This is a genomic window from Pseudomonas sp. PB3P13, assembly GCF_054897735.1.
Genome location: NZ_CM142702.1, coordinates 2,238,819 through 2,257,220, shown reverse-complemented (window position 1 = coordinate 2,257,220; position 18,402 = coordinate 2,238,819). Strand labels below are relative to the sequence as shown.

The window sequence follows — 18,402 nt, the reverse complement described above, 5'->3', positions numbered from 1 at the left end:
GCGGTTCTACAGTAAGTACACAACCTGATGAGGAGACAGGCCATGTCCTTGCAACACAGCAGCGACGACAAGATTGAAGTGATCCGCACGCAGCCGAACCAGTCTCTGGGGTGCTCGATTATTGATGAGCAGGGGCGCGAAGTACCGATCACTGAAGGCATGATCCAGGACGCATGCCGCGAACTGGAAAAGCGATTGGTCAAGCCTGCCGAACAAGAGTGATGTAGCCACCGTCTTCCTGACCCGGCGCTGATAGCCGGGTTTTTTGTGGGCGTTATTTCAGTGTTGCGGTGTGACCCTCGCCCCCAACGCCAACACAATCTTCTGCAACTCGGCACAATCGCCGTCGATGCGTACCTGCAGCCCATCGATCTCCCGGCGCGCTGGGTACTGCTTGCGCAACACATCAAACGCCGCACGCTGCTCGGTCACGCTGCCTACAAGACTGCGGCGCAAATCCGCATCGTCTCGGCGCGGGTCGTAGACGCCGCGACACAGCATTGCCAGCGCCCACGCCGGATCGCTGTCTGCGTGCAGGGTCACCTGCGACAACCACGGTGTCGGCAGCAACTCATTCAGGCTGACCGACGCCGGTTGCCCGACAAATTTGCAATACGCCTGATAAATCTGCGCCGTGCCGCGCTGTTTGCCATCCAGGCTATAACCGGCAATGTGCGGCGTCGCCAGCACGCACAAATCAGCGAGCGTCACATCGACCTCCGGCTCGCCTTCCCAGACGTCCAGCACCGCTTGCAAGTCCTCTCGCTCCAGCAGCACTTGGCGCAAGGCGGCGTTATCCACCACCGGACCGCGACTGGCGTTGATCAACCAGGCACCGGGCTTGAGTTGATTCAAGCGGTTTTTGTCAAACAGATGCCAGGTTAAATCGCTGCCGTGCTTCTTCAGCGGCGTGTGCAGACTGATCACGTCGCACTGCTCGATGACCTGTTCGAGACTGACGAAATCGCCGCCTTGCGCGGCTTGTCGTGGCGGATCGCACACCAGTACGTTCCAGCCCAGCCCTTGCAGAACCTTGACCAACCGCCCGCCCACTTCGCCGGCACCCACTACGCCGTAAGTGCGTGTGGCAAGGTCAGCGCCTTCGATCTCTGCCAGCGTGAGCAGACTGCCCAACACGTAATCGACCACGCCGCGGGCATTACAACCGGGGGCGCTGGACCAGGTAATGCCGGCCTGCTGCAAATAATCGAGGTCCAGATGATCGGTGCCGATGGTGCACGTGCCAACGAACCGTACCCTGCTGCCTTCGAGCAACGCGCGGTTGACGTTGGTCACCGAGCGCACCAGCAAGACGTCGGCCTGTTCGACCGTGGCGCGGTCGATCAAGCGCCCCGGCACCCGGCGAATTTCGCCAAACCCTTCGAAGAAGGCATCAAGCAGCGGGATGTTTTCGTCGGCAACAATCAGCATGGGCAGGCTCCTTTGGCGGATCGGCAGTTTAGGCGCAGATGACTGTGGTGGGCCAGCGGATTGAGGCTCACCGCGCCCTGTGGTGAGGGGACTTGTCCCCGTTGGGTCGCGCAGCGGCCCTGATGGATTCAACCTCATCCTTTCTGAAACACCGAGTGCGATGGATTGGCGACTGCTTCGCAGCCGAACGGGGACAAGTCCCCTCGCCACAGGGGATGTCGCTGCATTCGAGAAGTGCTTACAAATCGCTAACACAGCTCTTTTCCTGACCGATGCGTCAAGGCGTAGAATGCGCCGCCTTTGTGCATAAATTCTTTCTGGACGCTCTGCCCTTGAATTCTGTGACTGAACGCTCTGACGCCGCCCCACTTACCCGCCCTGCCCGGGTTCGTCTGGAGCTGAGAAACCTGCTTGGCCTGGGGCTGCCGATTATGGTCGCGCAGTTGGCGACGACCGCGATGGGCTTCGTCGATGCGGTGATGGCCGGCCGCGTCGGGCCGCGAGATCTGGCGGCGGTGGCGTTGGGCAATTCGATCTGGGTGCCGGTCTTTCTGTTGATGACCGGCACATTGCTGGCGACCACGCCCAAAGTCGCCCAGCGCTTCGGTGCCGGCACGCACAGCGAGATCGGTCCGATTGTGCGCCAGGCCCTGTGGCTGGCGCTGGTCGTGGGGGTACTGGCGACCGCCATGCTGCTGGGCGCCGAGCCGATTCTGCACATCATGAACGTCGATCCAGAACTGATCGGCCCCTGCATGCAATACCTGCACGGCATCGCCAGCGGCTTACCCGCGGTGGCGATTTACCATGTGCTGCGCTGCTTCAGTGACGGGCTCGGGCGCACGCGTCCGGCGATGGTCCTCGGCTTATGCGGGCTGGCGTTGAATATTCCGCTGAACTACATCTTCATTTACGGCCACTTCGGCGTGCCCGCCATGGGCGGCGTCGGCTGCGGCTGGGCCACCGCCATCGTCATGTGGGTGATGGCGCTGGGCATGGCCGGCTGGGAACGCTGGGCGCCGGCCTACCAGTCGAGTCAATTGTTCAGCCGTTTCGACTGGCCGCAATGGGCGGTGATCAAACGTCTGCTGAGCATTGGCTTGCCGATCGGCATCGCGGTGTTCGCCGAGTCGAGCATCTTCGCAGTAATTGCACTGTTGATCGGCAGCCTCGGTGCCACGGTGGTCGCCGGGCATCAGATAGCGCTGAACTTCAGCTCGCTGGTGTTCATGATCCCCTACTCCCTCGGCATGGCCGTGACCGTGCGCGTCGGTCAGGCGCTCGGGCGTCAGCAGCCACGTGAAGCACGCTTCGCCGCCGGGGTCGGCATGGGCACGGCGCTGGCGTACGCGTGCCTTTCCGCGAGCATGATGCTGTTGCTGCGCGAACACATTGCGACCATTTACACAGCCGATCCGGCGGTGATTCAAGTGGCAGCAATGCTGATCGTATACTCGGCGCTGTTCCAGTTCTCCGACGCGATCCAGGTCACTGCAGCCGGCGCCTTGCGCGGTTATCAGGACACACGGGTGACGATGATCCTGACCCTGTTTGCCTACTGGGGCATCGGTTTGCCGGTGGGCTACATCCTCGGCCTGACCGATTGGTTCGGCGCGCCGAGCGGCCCGAGCGGATTGTGGCAAGGTTTGATCGTGGGGTTGAGTTGCGCGGCGCTGATGCTGTCTATCCGCCTGACGCGCAGTGCACGCAAGCGGATACGCATCAGCAGTTCGGCGGGTTAAGCGAGTTTCTTGCGGATCCAGTAGAGGTAGGTGCCGCCCTCTTCGTGCTGCGCCACCAGTTCGTGGTCGAGGAATACGCAAAATTTGGGGATGTCGCGACGGGTCGACGGGTCGGTGGCGATCACCTTGAGCAGACCGCCGGGCGTCAAGTCACGGATGTGCTGGTGCAGCATCATGACCGGTTCCGGGCAGTTGAGGCCAGTCGCGTCGAGGATGCCGTCTACCGGCGTGTCAAGCATTTCACTCATGATTTACTCCTGAATCTGGCCGGCATTGTCGCGTAACTACCGGGTGTGCGGTCATCTGTTGGCAAACACTTGACCTGTGTAGGAGCTGCCGAAGGCTGCGATCTTTTGATTTGTTATAGGGACAAGGTCAAAAGATCACAGCCTTCGCCAGCATCTACAGGGGTACGTGCACATTTCACCCACTAGCGGGACTTGGGTTTCTTCACATCCAGTCGACGCAGGTGGCAGGTCACTTCCTCCCGATCGTGATACAGCTGCTTGCAGCCGATCTCGACCCGGATCCCGCGTTCCTTGAAGCCATCGGCTATACGCTCCAGCAAGCGTTTGACTTCGGCATAACGCTGTTTCATCGGCAACTTGAGGTTGACCACCGCTTCGCGACAATGTCCCTCGCCAATCCACTCTTCCAGCATCGCCGCATTGCGTGCAGGTTTCTCGACGATGTCGCAGACCATCCAGTCCACCGGCTGGCGAGGCTTGAAGGTGAAACCGTCGGCCATCAAGTGCTGCACCAGCCCGGTGTCCATCAGGCTCTGAGCCATTGGACCGTTGTCGATGGCGGTCACCAGCATGCCGCGATTGACCAGTTGCCAGGTCCAGCCGCCAGGTGCCGCGCCGAGGTCAACGCCGGTCATGTCGCTGTGCAGACGTTCGTCCCACTGATCACGCGGAATAAAATGGTGCCACGCCTCTTCCAGCTTCAGCGTCGAGCGGCTCGGCGCCTCTCGGGGAAACTTCAGGCGCGGTATGCCCATTGGCCACATCGCCGAGTTGTTCGACTCGGCCAGCCCCATGAACACTTCGCGGCCGCTTTTGAAGGTCAGCAACAGGCGCGGCTTGTGCGGATCGTCCACCAACTTGCCGGCGGCCAGCAATGCTTTGCGCAGGTGGCCTTCGAACTTCTTGCAGAAGTTCGACAGTTCCTTGCCGTCATTGGTGTCGACCATTTCCAGCCATAAACTGCCGCACAACGGGAAATCGGCCATGTGCGCGAGAATCACGCTGATGCGATCGGTTTCCGGCAGATCAATGAAGATCCCCCGTGCCCATTGCCGCGGAAAAATCAGTTCGGCGAAACGTTGGCCGCGCATCAGGCGCTCGGCACCGTCTTCCTCGGTGCAGATAAATTCGGCACAAGCGCTGGCAGTCTTGGCCTTGGCGTAACCGGCCACGTTGAGCCGCGCGGCGTGCTCGGAAATCTCCGAGCAGACTTCGCTCTCGAAGCCCAGTCGGCAATGCATAAAGAGGGTGTTCATCAAATCTCCTGGGCAATCGGCAACCATCGATGCGCAAACTTGCCCTGTAGCAAAGCCTGTCACGAAAACCGGCGCATGATAGCCGACTTCGGAACCCCGGACTTGCCGATAGAGTCCAGTTATTCGCCAGCGACTTAAAACAGGGCTAGTTTAAATGCTCTGTCCGTCCCCTCAGTCCGTAGCCGTGCGGACTCAAAGGAGTGATCGTAATGCCGTCTCTAAATAGTCTGAAGACCCTTAAAACATTACAAGTCGACGACAAGACCTACCACTATTTCAGCCTGCCAGACGCTGCCAAGAGCCTCGGTGATCTCGACAAGCTGCCGATGTCGCTGAAAGTACTGCTGGAAAACCTGCTGCGCTGGGAAGACGAAAAAACCGTCACCGGCGCCGACCTGCGGGCAATTGCAGCCTGGCTCAAAGAGCGCCGCTCGGATCGCGAAATCCAGTACCGCCCGGCGCGGGTCTTGATGCAGGACTTTACCGGCGTGCCCGCAGTGGTCGACCTCGCCGCCATGCGCGCGGCGATGGCCAAGGCCGGCGGCGACCCGCAGCGGATCAATCCGCTGTCACCGGTGGATCTGGTGATCGACCACTCGGTGATGGTCGACAAGTTCGGCAGCGCCAGTGCTTTCGAGCAGAACGTCGACATTGAAATGCAGCGCAACGGTGAGCGTTACGCATTCCTGCGCTGGGGCCAGAACGCCTTCGATAATTTCAGCGTGGTGCCACCGGGCACCGGGATCTGCCATCAGGTGAACCTCGAATACCTGGGTCGCACGGTCTGGACCAAAGACGAGGATGGCCGCACGTACGCCTTCCCCGATACGCTGGTCGGTACCGATTCCCACACCACCATGATCAATGGCCTCGGCGTACTCGGCTGGGGTGTCGGGGGCATCGAGGCGGAAGCGGCGATGCTCGGCCAACCGGTGTCGATGCTGATTCCGGAAGTGATCGGCTTCAAACTCACCGGCAAGCTGCGCGAAGGCATCACGGCCACCGACCTGGTGCTGACCGTCACGCAAATGCTGCGCAAGAAAGGCGTCGTCGGAAAATTCGTCGAGTTCTACGGCGACGGCCTTGCCGACTTGCCGCTGGCCGATCGCGCAACTATCGCCAACATGGCCCCGGAATACGGTGCCACCTGTGGTTTCTTCCCGGTCGACGATGTGACCCTGGACTACCTGCGCTTGTCCGGCCGTCCGCGTGAAACGGTCAAACTGGTCGAGGCCTACAGCAAGGCACAGGGCCTGTGGCGATTGCCCGGCACCGAGCCGGTGTTCACTGACAGCCTGGCGCTGGACATGGGCAGTGTCGAAGCCAGCCTGGCCGGGCCGAAACGTCCGCAGGACCGAGTGTCGCTGCCCAACGTCGCGCAAGCGTTCAATGATTTCGTCGAGCTGCAGTTCAAACCCGCCAACAAGGAAGAAGGACGCCTGGAAAGTGAAGGCGGCGGCGGTGTTGCGGTGGGCAACGCCGATCTGGTGGGCGAAACGGACTACGAGTACGACGGCCATACCTATCGCCTGAAAAACGGGGCGGTGGTCATCGCGGCAATCACCTCCTGCACCAACACCTCCAACCCGAGCGTGATGATGGCTGCCGGACTGGTGGCGAAAAAAGCGGTGGAAAAAGGCCTGACCCGCAAACCCTGGGTGAAGAGCTCGCTTGCGCCCGGTTCAAAAGTGGTGACCGACTATTACAACGCAGCCGGGCTGACGCAGTACCTGGACCAACTCGGCTTCGATCTCGTCGGTTATGGCTGCACCACGTGCATCGGCAACTCCGGCCCGTTGCCGGAGCCTATTGAAAAAGCCATCCAGAAGGCTGACCTGACCGTCGCTTCCGTGCTGTCGGGTAACCGTAATTTCGAGGGCCGCGTGCACCCGCTGGTGAAAACCAACTGGCTGGCCTCGCCGCCGCTGGTGGTCGCTTACGCGTTGGCCGGTACGGTGCGCACTGACATCAGCAGCGAGCCGCTGGGTAATGACAAGGACGGCAACCCGGTCTACCTGCGCGATATCTGGCCCAGCAGCGAAGAAATTGCCGAAGCGGTCAATCAGGTCAATACCGCCATGTTCCACAAGGAATACGCAGAAGTGTTTGCCGGCGACGAGCAATGGCAGGCGATCGAAGTGCCGCAAGCGGCGACGTATGTCTGGCAGGACGATTCGACGTACATCCGGCATCCGCCATTCTTCGATGACATCGGGGGGCCGCCGCCGCTGATCAAGGATGTCGCCGGCGCCAGGGTGCTGGCGCTGCTGGGCGACTCGGTCACCACTGACCACATCTCCCCCGCCGGCAACATCAAGATTGACAGCCCCGCCGGCCAGTACTTGCGCGAAAAAGGTGTCGAGTCGCGCGATTTCAACTCGTACGGCTCGCGGCGCGGCAACCATGAAGTGATGATGCGCGGCACCTTTGCCAACATCCGCATTCGCAATGAGATGCTCGGCGGCGAAGAAGGCGGCAATACGATCTACATGCCGACCGGCGAACGGATGGCGATCTACGACGCGGCCATGCGGTATCAAGCGTCGGGCACGCCGCTGGTGGTGATCGCGGGGCAGGAATACGGCACCGGTTCGAGCCGCGACTGGGCGGCCAAGGGCACCAATCTGTTGGGTGTGAAAGCGGTCATCGCCGAAAGCTTCGAGCGGATTCACCGCTCCAACCTGGTGGGTATGGGCGTGTTGCCGCTGCAATTCAAACTGGATCAGAATCGCAAGAGCCTGAACCTGACCGGCAAAGAAACCTTCGACATCCTGGGTTTGACCGGTGTCGACCTGACACCGCGCATGAACCTGACGCTGATCATTACCCGTGAGGATGGCAGGCGCGAAAAAATCGAGGTGTTGTGCCGGATCGATACGTTGAATGAGGTTGAGTACTTCAAGGCGGGAGGGATTTTGCATTATGTGTTGCGGCAGTTGATTGCTTCATAAGTGCAGCAGTGGGGGTTGCGCCTAAAAGCCAACCCCACTTACACCCCAAATCCGGACAAGCCATACTTGATACTCAAGTCACTTAATGGCTCGCATCCGCGCAAGAATAACCGAAGGGAAATATCGACCAACTATATACGACACAACCACGATCAAATAAGCCGAACATAAGCCAGCAGAAACAAATAAAGCATACGTTAATTTGTTTTTTCCAAGTATAGAGTAACGTCGGCCAGCGCTGGCCAAATCAGTATTACCCACATATGAAATATAAAAAAAGAAGACCAACAACACTATCAATGCCGGCACCAGCAGAATCAATTTTATAACAGAGTGATCTTCATACAACACTCGCTCGCAAGTGGAAAGTTTTAGCGTCCTGTACGCAAAGATCACGGAAAACACAGGCATCACCAAACACCAGTAATTTGTGACGATTTTCGACGCCAGAGGAAACGCTGACGACCACATACCAACCTTCCCGAAAAGATATTGATCAATAACTGTCTCAATTAATTGGAACAATTGAGTATCCGCATTCAAAGGAGTAAGGAATACCAATAAAAAAATCGGACTGCACGTCAATATTGCGAATACGTATGGAATTTCCATCTTGACGAATTTCATACCATTGCTCTCACTTAATCAACCATCAGTCGAAACCCTCAGTACTGCATACTGAGGGAAAAATCACTATCACCTACACTGTGTTGTCACCTCCAAACCGGTTTAGAAAATAGTTATTTATTTCCTCCACCTTATCCACATCAAAATAACTTGCTGAAAGTGCCATTATTACAGCGACTACCGGAACGCTAATGACCGTGAGTGTTGTAGTCAATGCAAATAAACTTGCGAATAAAGCACCCGCTGCAAAAGCGGCCAAGGTCCCAACCGCCAAGGATTCAACTTCTAATCCCAGCGGCTTCCACTCCCCAGTCTCAATCCCGATAATCGTTTTCTGTCGGATGGCCTCCGCCTGAACAATTTTCCCCACGACGCCAAACGCCTTCCCCAACCGGTTCACATTATCAGCAAAGCTAGCTTTATCTAAGGCACTGAGCGCATCAACAACAGCTCGAATATCTTTTGCATTCAATTTCAAACGGGGATTGGTACTGACCTTCTCAAAGGTCGCCATGGCGTCGCTGTAGCTTCCTATCTTCTTGCCTGAAATATTATTTTGAAGGTCCTTAGCGGTTTTGGCTAGGTTGGCGCCATACTTTTCCAGGATATGCTTATTGGTATCTGCCAAGAAGCTGACTGCATCCTTATAAGACGCTTCTTTCGCTTGCGCCTCGGCAGCTAAACGAAGACCTTCTGCTTCTGCAGCAATGCGCGCCTGCTCACCAGCAACTCGCTGAGCTTCAACCTCTGCGGCAACGCGCGCCTGCTCGTCGGCAACCCGCTGAGCTTCAGCAACTGCTGCAAGTCGAGATTGTTCTAACAAACCCTCAGCTTGCTGGGCACGGGCAAACAGCTCTGCAAAGGCTGTAGCCGCTGCAGTTAGATGTCGAACATTTTCAGAGTGAAGAAGTGATACATGGTAATCATCCCACCGTTTGCCCAGATCTGTATTCGCCTGAAGGTGCGTTAGATTTCTAAGCGCTTCAAGTTCCGGCTTACTAAACGGCAATTGCATATTAGGGTTGGCGGTGACGTACTGTCCTATTTGAGATTGTTCACTCGCAATAATACTATCTATTGCGGACTTGTATTTAGCCAACGATTGAGAGTGCGTAAGCCCCTCTACTGAACCTGTTGAAGAGACAATATTTTCTTGAAGAAAATGGGGCAGCAACTGAATTCTAATATTTTTCTCTGTATTTACCGCATAAAGCCTATCTGCCAACCAAGATTCCAGGGCTCCTGGACCGAGTTGAGATTCAGCCTCAGCCTGACTAATTTTACTTGCCAAGCCAGCAAGCTGATCAGCCAAAATAGTATTTTCCAACGAAAGTCGTTTGAGTTCTAGAGCGGAGCGATACGCCTGATTTATTGATTCATATGCGCCTACCACATCCGGTGGAACCGAATTGACACCATCGACAACCTTTCGGAAGGGTAATTCTTTCATCAAGAAAAATGGGTTGTGCCCATACAGCGAATGCGCACTCTCGACTTTAGACTGATACTCTCGTTCCTTGCCGGCAATTGTATCAATTGTAACATTTCGATCGGATTTAGCTGCGTCAACTTGAGTAAGCTCCTGCCCTGCCTTAGCCGATTGCTTTTTTTGCTCGATTTCAGTGGTAACCGCACCCACAACATCATTAAAAACTGCCGCATACTCACTATCAATTTCAGCCTGGTATAGGCGATGTTCTCCCATAAAGTCATCCCAGATATACGGCGTTAAGGGACTAAGCTTTCCGCCCCCTAAGCTGCTACCCCTGCGATGCTCATCATTGATACCCGTATTAATATAAAGGCCATTACTACCATTAAAAGACGGCAGCCTAAAAGCCCTAACAGGCACCGGCATTAGTTCGTATGAATTCGGTCCTGTTTTTATGTGCGGTCCTAAATAACTTCCAGCACCTGACATATAAATTCCCTTTAAAGTGTTTTAATGACTTGATTCATTCTCGAGGAAACAACCAAGTCACCTACTGTGCATCCACACAGCTAAAACCTCCATATGCAAACGGTAACCATTCGTGACTTCGACTTCTTATGCGCTTTGCCTCACACGTCACACCCACAGCCCTCCCCATACCACAAGATTGGAGGAGCTTAATGTGCTCACGATAACGGCATATCAGCCTCATTACCCGTGAGGATGGCAGGCGCGAAAAAATCGAGGTGTTGTGCCGGATCGATACGTTGAATGAGGTTGAGTACTTCAAGGCGGGAGGGATTTTGCATTATGTGTTGCGGCAGTTAATAGCATCGTAAGCGCTTGCTGAAAAAGACACCGCGTTCGGGCTGATGCCAGTCAGTTAAGCTGACTGGCATTTTTGTTTTTGATCGGATAATTCGGTGACTTCAGCCGGATGGCCCGAGGGTGAACACGCTCCTCACGTTGTGCGGCGCTGAAGCACGAAGCTCGGCCAAATACTTGGGGATGTTCCCGGAACGGCCAGCCGAGAGGCTGTTGATAAACCCTAAAGGATGCTTGCCGGCTGACGCAACGGTCGTTTTGCGACGCGCCGCTGCTAAATGGAAAATAATTTCAATTAATCCCTGACGGCGCCGACAACCTTTCAAAGCCTCACGGATTGAAAAAGCCATGCGCAACAACCAGCCTGTTACACAACGCGAACGGACTTTCCCGGCTCAGCAACGGTTGATTTCCACTACCGATGCCAAGGGCGTGATCACCTACTGCAACGACGCCTTCGTCGAGATCAGCGGGTTTTCGCGTGAAGAGCTGATCCGTGCGCCGCATAACCAGGTGCGTCACCCTGACGTGCCGGCCGCGGTATTCGCGCACATGTGGGCCACACTGAAACAAGGCTTGCCATGGATGGGCATCGTCAAGAATCGCTGCAAGACCGGCGACCATTACTGGGTCAACGCCTATGTGACGCCGGTTTTCGAAGGCAAACAGGTGGTCGGATACGAATCGGTGCGGGTCAAACCCACGGCCGAGCAGATCCGCCGCGCCGAAGCCCTGTATCAGCGCATTAACCAGGGCAAGTCGGCGATACCGTCCACCGACAAATGGCTGCCAGTGCTGCAGGACTGGCTGCCGTTCATCCTGGTCAGTCAATTGAGCTTCATGATCGGCGCCACACTCACATCGCAATGGGGTTTTGCGTTGGCGGCGGGCCTGTCGGTGCCGCTGGGCCTGCTCGGCTTGAGCTGGCAACAGCGCGGTCTCAAACGCTTGCTGCGTTTGGCCGAACAGACCACGTCCGACCCGCTGATCGCGCAGATGTACACCGACAGCCGCGGTGCCCAGGCGCGTCTGGAAATGTCGATTCTCAGTCAGGAAGCGCGCCTGAAAACCTGCCTGACCCGTCTGCAGGACACCGCCGAGCATTTGACCGAGCAAGCCAAACAATCCGACACCCTGGCGCACAAAAGCTCGACCGGGCTGGAACGTCAGCGCGTGGAAACCGAGCAGGTAGCAACGGCAGTCAACCAAATGGCGGCCACCACCCAGGAAGTCGCGAGCCACGTGCAGCGCACGGCCGATGCCACCCAGGAAGCCAATCGCCTGACCGGGCGTGGGCGCGACATCGCCGGGGAAACCCGCGATGCCATTCAGCGTTTGTCGGTGGTGGTCGGGGAAACCGGTCAGACCGTCACGCAACTGGCCAAGGACAGCGATGAAATCGGCGGCGTGGTCGATGTGATCAAAGGCATCGCCGACCAGACCAACCTGCTGGCACTGAACGCAGCGATCGAAGCGGCACGCGCCGGTGAAATGGGTCGCGGCTTTGCGGTGGTGGCTGACGAAGTGCGGCAACTGGCGCAACGCACCAGCGAATCGACGGGGCAGATTCACGCGCTGATCGCCAAGTTGCAAAACACCGCCAGCACTGCCGTGCAAACCATGGAGGCCGGGCATCGCCAGGCTGAAGAGGGTGTAGCACGTGTGCTGGAAGCGGATCAGGCGCTGGTGGGGATCAGCGAAGCCGTGGCAAACATCACCGACATGACCCCGCAGATTGCGGCGGCAACCGAAGAGCAAAGTGCTGTGGCCGAGGAGATCAGCCGCAACATCAGCAATATCTCGCAGCTGGCGGACCAGACCTCGGAACAGGCGCAGCATTCGGCCTTGCTGAGTGAAGAACTGACGAAGACGGCGAATACCCAGTATTCGTTGGTGGAGCGGTTCAACCGCTGATTGGCGTTGGAAAGAAAAAACCCGGACGGTGGAAGCTTCCGGGTTTTTTATTGCAGGCTAAAGTGGCACTGCCCGTCGAGCTTCACCTTCGGAAGGCTGCCCAGAGCAGGCTCGCGCCCGCATGGATTTGTGGTGGGACGCAGAAAACCCGTTCTGCGCAAAATCTGTAGGAGCAAGCTTGCTCGCGATGGCGGTGGATGGGTCGGCGGGTCGGTCAGTCAATAATGATGTTGGCTGACCGGGCCTCATCGCTGGCAAGCCAGCTCCTACAAAGATTTGTGGTGGTACGCAGAAAATCCGTTCAGCGCAAATGAAGTGCGCCCCAGAAGTTGGACATCCAATCCAATCTCTGGGGTGTTTTCATGAGTCAGTACACATCGCAATTCAAGTTGTCTGCTATCACCGCTTTTCTCGAGCGAGGCAGAGGTTTTCGCTTCATAGCAGCCCAATTCCAGATGGACCCTACCTTGCTTCGCCGCTGGGTGGAGGCCTACCGGTTGCATGGTGATGCCAGCCTGAAGGTTCGCAACAGGGTCTACAGCCCTGAGTTCAAACTCGGCGTTCTACAGCGCATGTGGCGAGACAAGCTGTCTTTACGTCGCGTGGCGGCCCTTTTCAATCTTGGCAACTCAAGCCAGGTGGGCAGATGGCAGCAGCGGTATTACAGTGGCGGCTTCGAAGCCCTGTCTGCAGGGAAAGGATTGAACACCGCCATGACCCTGCCACCTGACAAGATTCCTGACCCGACATCGCCAAGTGATGATGACCTTTCGCACGCAGAGTTGCTGATCAAGCTTCGCAAGCTCCAGGTGGAGAATGCCTGGCTAAAAAAGCTCAAAGAGTTCAGGGAGGAGAAGAAAAGGCAGGAGCAGGCGAAAGCCGTCGGCAAAAAACCACGCTAGTTACTGAGTTGCGAGAGCATTTTGCGCTCGATGAGCTGCTTGAAGCCGCCGACCTGCCACGCAGCACTTACTACTATCAAGCCAAGGCAATGGCGAGTGGAGATCGGTTCGCCTCACTGAAAGCCGCTATCCAGAGCATCCAGGCCACCCATAAGGGGCGTTATGGCTATCGTCGGATGACTGCTGCGCTACGTAACATCGGCCAGAGGGTTAACAGTAAAACGGTGCGAAGGCTGATGGACGAATTGGGTCTCAAGTGCACGGTGCGCCCGAAGAAATACCGCTCATACCGCGGGCTGATGGGCGAAGCCTCGCCCAACACGCTGGCTCGCGATTTCGAGGCCGGGCAGCCGAATCAGAAATGGGTCACGGATGTCACCGAGTTCAAAGTGGCGGGTGAAAAGTTGTACTTGTCTCCGGTGCTGGATCTCTACAATGGCGAAATTGTCGCTTATCAGACCGCCACCCGGCCTCGCTATACCTTGGTGGGTGACATGCTGGAGAAGGCTCTGGAGCGGCTACCTGAGACTGCCAAGCCCCTGCTGCACTCCGATCAAGGCTGGCACTACCGCTACCCGGATTACCGGGAACGCCTGGAAAAAGCGGGCCTGGAACAAAGCATGTCGCGCAAGGGAAACTGCCTGGACAACGCGACGATGGAGAGCTTTTTTGGCACATTGAAGTCTGAATATTTCTACCGCGAGCGCTTCGACAGCGTGGCCCAGTTGCAAGCCGGGCTGGATGAATACATCCGTTACTACAACCATGATCGAATCAAGATGAAACTGGGCGGACTGAGCCCTGTAGCGTACAGGGCGCAGTTCGCGATAGCTTAGCCAACCGGTGTCCAGGTTTTGGGGCGCACTTCACAAAATCTGTAGGAGCAAGCTTGCTCGCGATGGCGGTGGATGGGTCGGCGGGTCGGTCAGTCAATAATGATGTTGGCTGATCGGACCTCATCGCTGGCAAGCCAGCTCCTACAAAGATTTGTGGTGGTACGTAGAAAAACCGTTCTGCGCAAAATCTGTAGGAGCAAGCTTGCTCGCGATGGCGGTGGAGCAGTCGGTACAGATGTTTGCTGACCGGGCAGCGCAAATGTCACTGAAGAAACGCAGCAACCTTCCCCGCAGCCGCCGCCAAATGCTGCTCATGGGTCAACCCCGAAACCTTCAACGGCTTTAAATCATGATCCCCCGCGGCTAACCAGAACACCTCGATCTGGTCTGATAACTCATACCCGCCGACCGTCTCGCGATTGCCCAACGCATCCCGCTCGCCCTGCACAATCAGGGTGCGCGTCTTCAACCCGGCCAGATGCTCGACCCTCGGTTTCTCCGGTTTGCCGGCCGCGTAAAACGGATACCCCAGACACACCAGCGCATCCGCTTCCAGTTCATCGGCGAGCAAACTGGCCATCCGCCCGCCCATGGACTTGCCGCCAATCGCCAGCCGCCCACTGACATGGCGCCGCACCACGGCGTACACCTCGCGCCAGCACTCCAGCAGTTTCGGCGCAGGATTGGGCGGGCGTTTACCGCCATCGACACGCCGCAGAGCCATGTACGCGAACTCGAAGCGCAACACGTTGACCCCTTGTGCAGCAAGGCGTGCGGCCATGTCGCTCATCCAGGCGCTGTCCATTGGCGCGCCCGCGCCATGGGCCAGGATCAGCGTGGCCGAGGCCGGTGCTGCAGCCTCATTCCACAACCAGCCGTGATCGCGCACACATTGCGCCCATTGATCCCCGTCAATACTGGCGTTGTGCTGTTTGCTCATGCTTGCCTCGCTTTTAGTCTGCCTATAACTCCAGGCGAAAGGCGCGCTGCTTTATTGCAAGCGCTCAATTCGGCTGAACCGTGGATGGGGAAACATGAACACTTCTATCAGTACCGCCTACAACTACAAGGTGGTCCGCCAATTCGCCATTATGACGGTGGTATGGGGCATCGTCGGCATGGGGCTCGGGGTTTTTCTCGCGGCTCAATTGGTCTGGCCCGAACTCAATTTCGAGTTGCCGTGGACCAGTTTTGGCCGCCTGCGCCCACTGCATACCAACGCGGTAATTTTCGCCTTTGGCGGCTGCGCGCTCTTCGCAAGTTCCTTTTACTCGGTGCAGCGCACCTGCCAGACGCAGCTGTTTGCGCCGAAAATCGCTGCGTTCTGCTTCTGGGGCTGGCAAGTGGTGATTCTGCTGGCGGCCATCAGCCTGCCACTGGGCTACACCAGCTCCAAGGAATACGCCGAGCTGGAATGGCCGATCGACATTCTGATCACCGTGGTCTGGGTTGCCTACGCGGTGGTGTTCTTCGGCACGATCATGCAGCGCACGACCAAACACATCTACGTCGGCAACTGGTTTTTCGGCGCGTTCATCATCACAGTCGCGATCCTGCATATCGTCAACAACCTTGAGCTGCCGGTGAGCTTCACCAAATCCTATTCGGTGTACGCGGGGGCAACCGATGCCATGGTGCAGTGGTGGTACGGCCACAACGCCGTAGGCTTTTTCCTGACTGCCGGTTTCCTCGGGATGATGTACTACTTCGTTCCCAAGCAGGCGGAGCGTCCGGTGTATTCCTATCGCTTGTCGATCGTGCACTTCTGGGCGCTGATCACCCTGTACATCTGGGCCGGCCCGCACCACTTGCACTACACCGCATTGCCGGACTGGGCGCAGTCGCTGGGCATGGTGATGTCGCTGATCCTGCTGGCGCCGAGCTGGGGCGGGATGATCAACGGAATGATGACGCTCTCCGGTGCGTGGCATAAGTTGCGCAGCGATCCGATTCTGCGTTTTCTCGTGGTGTCGCTGGCGTTCTACGGCATGTCGACTTTCGAAGGGCCGATGATGGCGATCAAGACCGTCAACGCCCTCTCCCACTACACCGACTGGACCATCGGCCACGTTCACGCCGGCGCCCTCGGCTGGGTGGCAATGATTTCGATCGGCGCGCTGTACCACATGATCCCGAAAATCTTTGGCCGTGCGCAGATGCACAGCATCGGCCTGATCAATGCGCACTTTTGGCTCGCCACCCTTGGCACCGTGCTCTACATCGCCTCGATGTGGGTCAACGGCATCGCCCAGGGCTTGATGTGGCGCGCGATCAACGAAGACGGCACGCTGACTTACTCCTTCGTCGAAACCCTGGTCGCCAGCCATCCGGGCTTCGTCGTGCGACTGGTCGGCGGTGCGATCTTTCTCAGCGGCATGTTCCTGATGGCCTACAACACCTGGCGCACCGTGCAGGCCTCGCAGCCTGCCGAAGTCGCCGCTGCCGCGCAGATGGCTTGAGGAGTCCGCCATGAAACACGAAACAATCGAAAAAAACGTTGGCCTGCTGATGCTGCTGATGGTCCTGGCCGTGAGCATCGGCGGGTTGACCCAGATCGTCCCGCTGTTCTTTCAGGACGTGACCAACAGACCGGTGGAAGGCATGAAGCCGTACACCGCACTGCAACTGGAAGGTCGCGACATTTACATTCGCGAAGGTTGCGTCGGTTGTCACTCGCAGATGATCCGGCCATTGCGCGCCGAGACCGAGCGCTACGGGCATTACTCAGTGGCGGGAGAAAGCGTGTGGGATCACCCGTTCCTGTGGGGTTCCAAGCGCACCGGTCCGGATCTGGCGCGGGTTGGCGGTCGTTATTCAGAAGACTGGCACCGCGCGCATTTGTACAACCCGCGCAATGTCGTGCCGGAATCGAAAATGCCGGCCTACCCCTGGCTGGTTGCCAATCCACTCGACAGCCGCCACACCGAAAGCAAGATCAAGGCAATGCGCACCCTCGGCGTGCCGTACACCGACGACGACATCGCCGGTGCCGCGCAATCGCTCAAGGGCAAGACGGAAATGGATGCGTTGGTCGCCTACCTGCAAGTGCTCGGCACTGCCATCAAGAGCAAGAGGTGACCATGTCCTTTGCAATGCAAACCGACAGCCCCCAAGAACCCGTCACAAGGAGTAACCGGCCATGACCACTTTCTGGAGTACGTGGATCTGCGTACTGACCATCGGCAGCCTGCTCGGCCTGACCTGGCTGTTGATCGGCACGCGCAAAGGCGAAACCAAGGGCAGCGTCGACCAGACCATGGGCCACAGCTTCGACGGCATCGAGGAGTACGACAATCCGCTGCCGCAATGGTGGTTCATGCTGTTCGCCGGCACGCTGGTGTTCGCCGTCGGCTATTTGGTGCTTTATCCCGGCCTGGGCAACTGGAAAGGCATTTTGCCGGGTTACGAGGACGGCTGGACCGGCGTCCACGAATGGGAAAGGGAGATGAACAAGGCGGACGCGAGGTTTGGGCCGATCTTCGCCAAATTCGCTGCAATGCCGCTGGAGGAAGTGGCGAAGGATCCGCAGGCGCTGAAAATGGGCGCACGCCTGTTTGCCTCAAATTGCTCGGTGTGCCACGGCTCGGATGCCAAGGGCGCGTTTGGTTTCCCCAACCTGGCCGACAGCCATTGGCGCTGGGGCGGCGACGCGCAAATGATCAAGACCACGATCATGGGCGGGCGCATGGCGGCGATGCCGGCCTGGGGGGAAATCCTCGGGGAGGCCGGCGTGAAAAATGTATCTGCTTACGTGCGTCACGAACTGGCCGGGTTGCCACTGCCGGCAGACACCAGCGCCGATCTGCAGGCTGGTCAGCAAGCGTTCAGAGCCAGGTGCACGGCTTGTCACGGCGCCAATGGCCAAGGCAACGAGGCCATGGGCGCGCCGAATCTGACGCAACCGGCCGGCTACATCTACGGGTCGAGCCTGGCGCAACTGCAACAGACCATTCGCCATGGCCGTCAGGGCCATATGCCGGCGCAGAACGAGTTGCTCGGCAACGATAAAGTGCAACTGTTAGCGGCCTATGTGTACAGCCTGTCGCATGGGAATGAGCAGTTGAGCAGCAAGCTACAAGCTACAGACCGCAAGTAGAGGCAAACGCAACGGCTGCGAGTGTGCACACTTGCACTTGCAGCTTGAGACTTGCAACTGCTTCCTTTTGTCACACCCTCCTCTGATGCACCTTTCGGTTCCCCGTATTCGGGTCTAAGCTTTCTCCGATGCATGAGCCGGT

The 18,402-nt window shown here is 57.6% G+C and carries 15 protein-coding genes and 1 pseudogene; 9 read left to right on the top strand and 7 right to left on the bottom strand.

What is annotated here, in order from left to right:
- Positions 1-42 precede the first annotated feature (42 nt).
- A complete protein-coding gene (locus ACYZT1_RS10390; RefSeq protein ID WP_462018847.1) occupies positions 43-222 on the top strand; it encodes a PA1571 family protein in 180 nt (59 codons plus the stop codon).
- A 57-nt stretch (positions 223-279) separates the two neighbouring features.
- Here the strand turns inward: ACYZT1_RS10390 and pdxB are convergent, their stop codons facing one another.
- Positions 280-1,431: a 4-phosphoerythronate dehydrogenase PdxB gene (pdxB, locus tag ACYZT1_RS10385; RefSeq protein ID WP_462018846.1), complete on the bottom strand. Its 1,152-nt coding sequence runs from the start codon at positions 1,429-1,431 to the stop codon at positions 280-282.
- 332 nt (positions 1,432-1,763) lie between these two features.
- Here pdxB and ACYZT1_RS10380 point away from each other — a divergent pair, with 332 nt between their 5' ends.
- Positions 1,764-3,173 carry an MATE family efflux transporter gene (locus ACYZT1_RS10380; protein WP_462018845.1) on the top strand — a complete coding sequence of 470 codons (1,410 nt, stop codon included), beginning with the start codon at positions 1,764-1,766 and terminating at the stop codon, positions 3,171-3,173.
- On the opposite strand, the gene tusA is transcribed toward ACYZT1_RS10380, so the two are convergent.
- Both tusA and rlmM read right to left on the bottom strand, forming a co-directional pair.
- Positions 3,170-3,421, bottom strand: a complete 252-nt coding sequence (gene tusA, locus ACYZT1_RS10375) for a sulfurtransferase TusA (RefSeq protein ID WP_462018844.1) — start codon at positions 3,419-3,421, stop codon at positions 3,170-3,172. The genes ACYZT1_RS10380 and tusA overlap by 4 nt on opposite strands.
- 182 nt (positions 3,422-3,603) lie before the next feature.
- Entirely contained in the window at positions 3,604-4,677 is a 1,074-nt protein-coding gene (gene rlmM, locus ACYZT1_RS10370; protein WP_462018843.1) for a 23S rRNA (cytidine(2498)-2'-O)-methyltransferase RlmM, read from the bottom strand.
- Between the two features lie 209 nt (positions 4,678-4,886).
- Here rlmM and acnA point away from each other — a divergent pair, with 209 nt between their 5' ends.
- Positions 4,887-7,628, top strand: coding sequence for an aconitate hydratase AcnA (acnA, locus tag ACYZT1_RS10365; protein WP_462018842.1), 2,742 nt, complete (start codon positions 4,887-4,889; stop codon positions 7,626-7,628).
- Between the two features lie 78 nt (positions 7,629-7,706).
- Here acnA and ACYZT1_RS10360 read toward each other — a convergent pair whose 3' ends face one another.
- Positions 7,707-8,255 (bottom strand): hypothetical protein, encoded by a 549-nt coding sequence (locus ACYZT1_RS10360; RefSeq protein ID WP_462018841.1) that lies wholly within the window; start codon positions 8,253-8,255, stop codon positions 7,707-7,709.
- A 73-nt stretch (positions 8,256-8,328) separates the two neighbouring features.
- Positions 8,329-10,176 (bottom strand): colicin-like pore-forming protein, encoded by a 1,848-nt coding sequence (locus ACYZT1_RS10355; protein WP_462018840.1) that lies wholly within the window; start codon positions 10,174-10,176, stop codon positions 8,329-8,331.
- Between the two features lie 221 nt (positions 10,177-10,397).
- On the opposite strand from ACYZT1_RS10355, the pseudogene ACYZT1_RS10350 reads away from it, so the two are divergent.
- A pseudogene (locus ACYZT1_RS10350) lies at positions 10,398-10,526 on the top strand (hypothetical protein); the annotation flags it as partial.
- Positions 10,527-10,616: 90 nt separating this feature from the next.
- Here ACYZT1_RS10350 and ACYZT1_RS10345 read toward each other — a convergent pair.
- Positions 10,617-10,862, bottom strand: a complete 246-nt coding sequence (locus tag ACYZT1_RS10345; protein WP_462018839.1) for a hypothetical protein — start codon at positions 10,860-10,862, stop codon at positions 10,617-10,619.
- On the opposite strand from ACYZT1_RS10345, the gene ACYZT1_RS10340 reads away from it, so the two are divergent.
- Together ACYZT1_RS10340 and ACYZT1_RS10335 are read left to right on the top strand one after the other, a co-directional pair.
- Complete coding sequence (locus tag ACYZT1_RS10340; protein ID WP_462018838.1) at positions 10,861-12,426, top strand: methyl-accepting chemotaxis protein; 1,566 nt, start codon at positions 10,861-10,863, stop codon at positions 12,424-12,426. The two genes, ACYZT1_RS10345 and ACYZT1_RS10340, sit on opposite strands and share 2 nt — an antisense overlap.
- Positions 12,427-12,788: 362 nt before the next feature.
- Positions 12,789-14,164 (top strand): IS3 family transposase gene (locus ACYZT1_RS10335; RefSeq protein ID WP_462018837.1). Its coding sequence is split into 2 segments (ribosomal slippage): positions 12,789-13,259 and positions 13,262-14,164, totalling 1,374 coding nucleotides; the frame shifts between segments, so codons are not numbered across the junction.
- Between the two features lie 262 nt (positions 14,165-14,426).
- Here the strand turns inward: ACYZT1_RS10335 and ACYZT1_RS10330 are convergent.
- Positions 14,427-15,104 (bottom strand): alpha/beta family hydrolase, encoded by a 678-nt coding sequence (locus ACYZT1_RS10330; protein ID WP_462018836.1) that lies wholly within the window; start codon positions 15,102-15,104, stop codon positions 14,427-14,429.
- Positions 15,105-15,198: 94 nt separating this feature from the next.
- Here ACYZT1_RS10330 and ccoN point away from each other — a divergent pair, with 94 nt between their 5' ends.
- The 3 genes from ccoN (at position 15,199) to ccoP (ending at position 18,260) form a co-directional block, all read left to right on the top strand.
- Positions 15,199-16,623 (top strand): cytochrome-c oxidase, cbb3-type subunit I, encoded by a 1,425-nt coding sequence (gene ccoN, locus ACYZT1_RS10325; RefSeq protein WP_462018835.1) that lies wholly within the window; start codon positions 15,199-15,201, stop codon positions 16,621-16,623.
- Positions 16,624-16,633: 10 nt separating this feature from the next.
- Positions 16,634-17,242: a cytochrome-c oxidase, cbb3-type subunit II gene (gene ccoO / locus ACYZT1_RS10320; protein ID WP_462018834.1), complete on the top strand. Its 609-nt coding sequence runs from the start codon at positions 16,634-16,636 to the stop codon at positions 17,240-17,242.
- 61 nt (positions 17,243-17,303) lie between these two features.
- Positions 17,304-18,260, top strand: coding sequence for a cytochrome-c oxidase, cbb3-type subunit III (ccoP, locus tag ACYZT1_RS10315; RefSeq protein WP_462018833.1), 957 nt, complete (start codon positions 17,304-17,306; stop codon positions 18,258-18,260).
- The last annotated feature ends 142 nt before the right edge of the window (positions 18,261-18,402 follow it).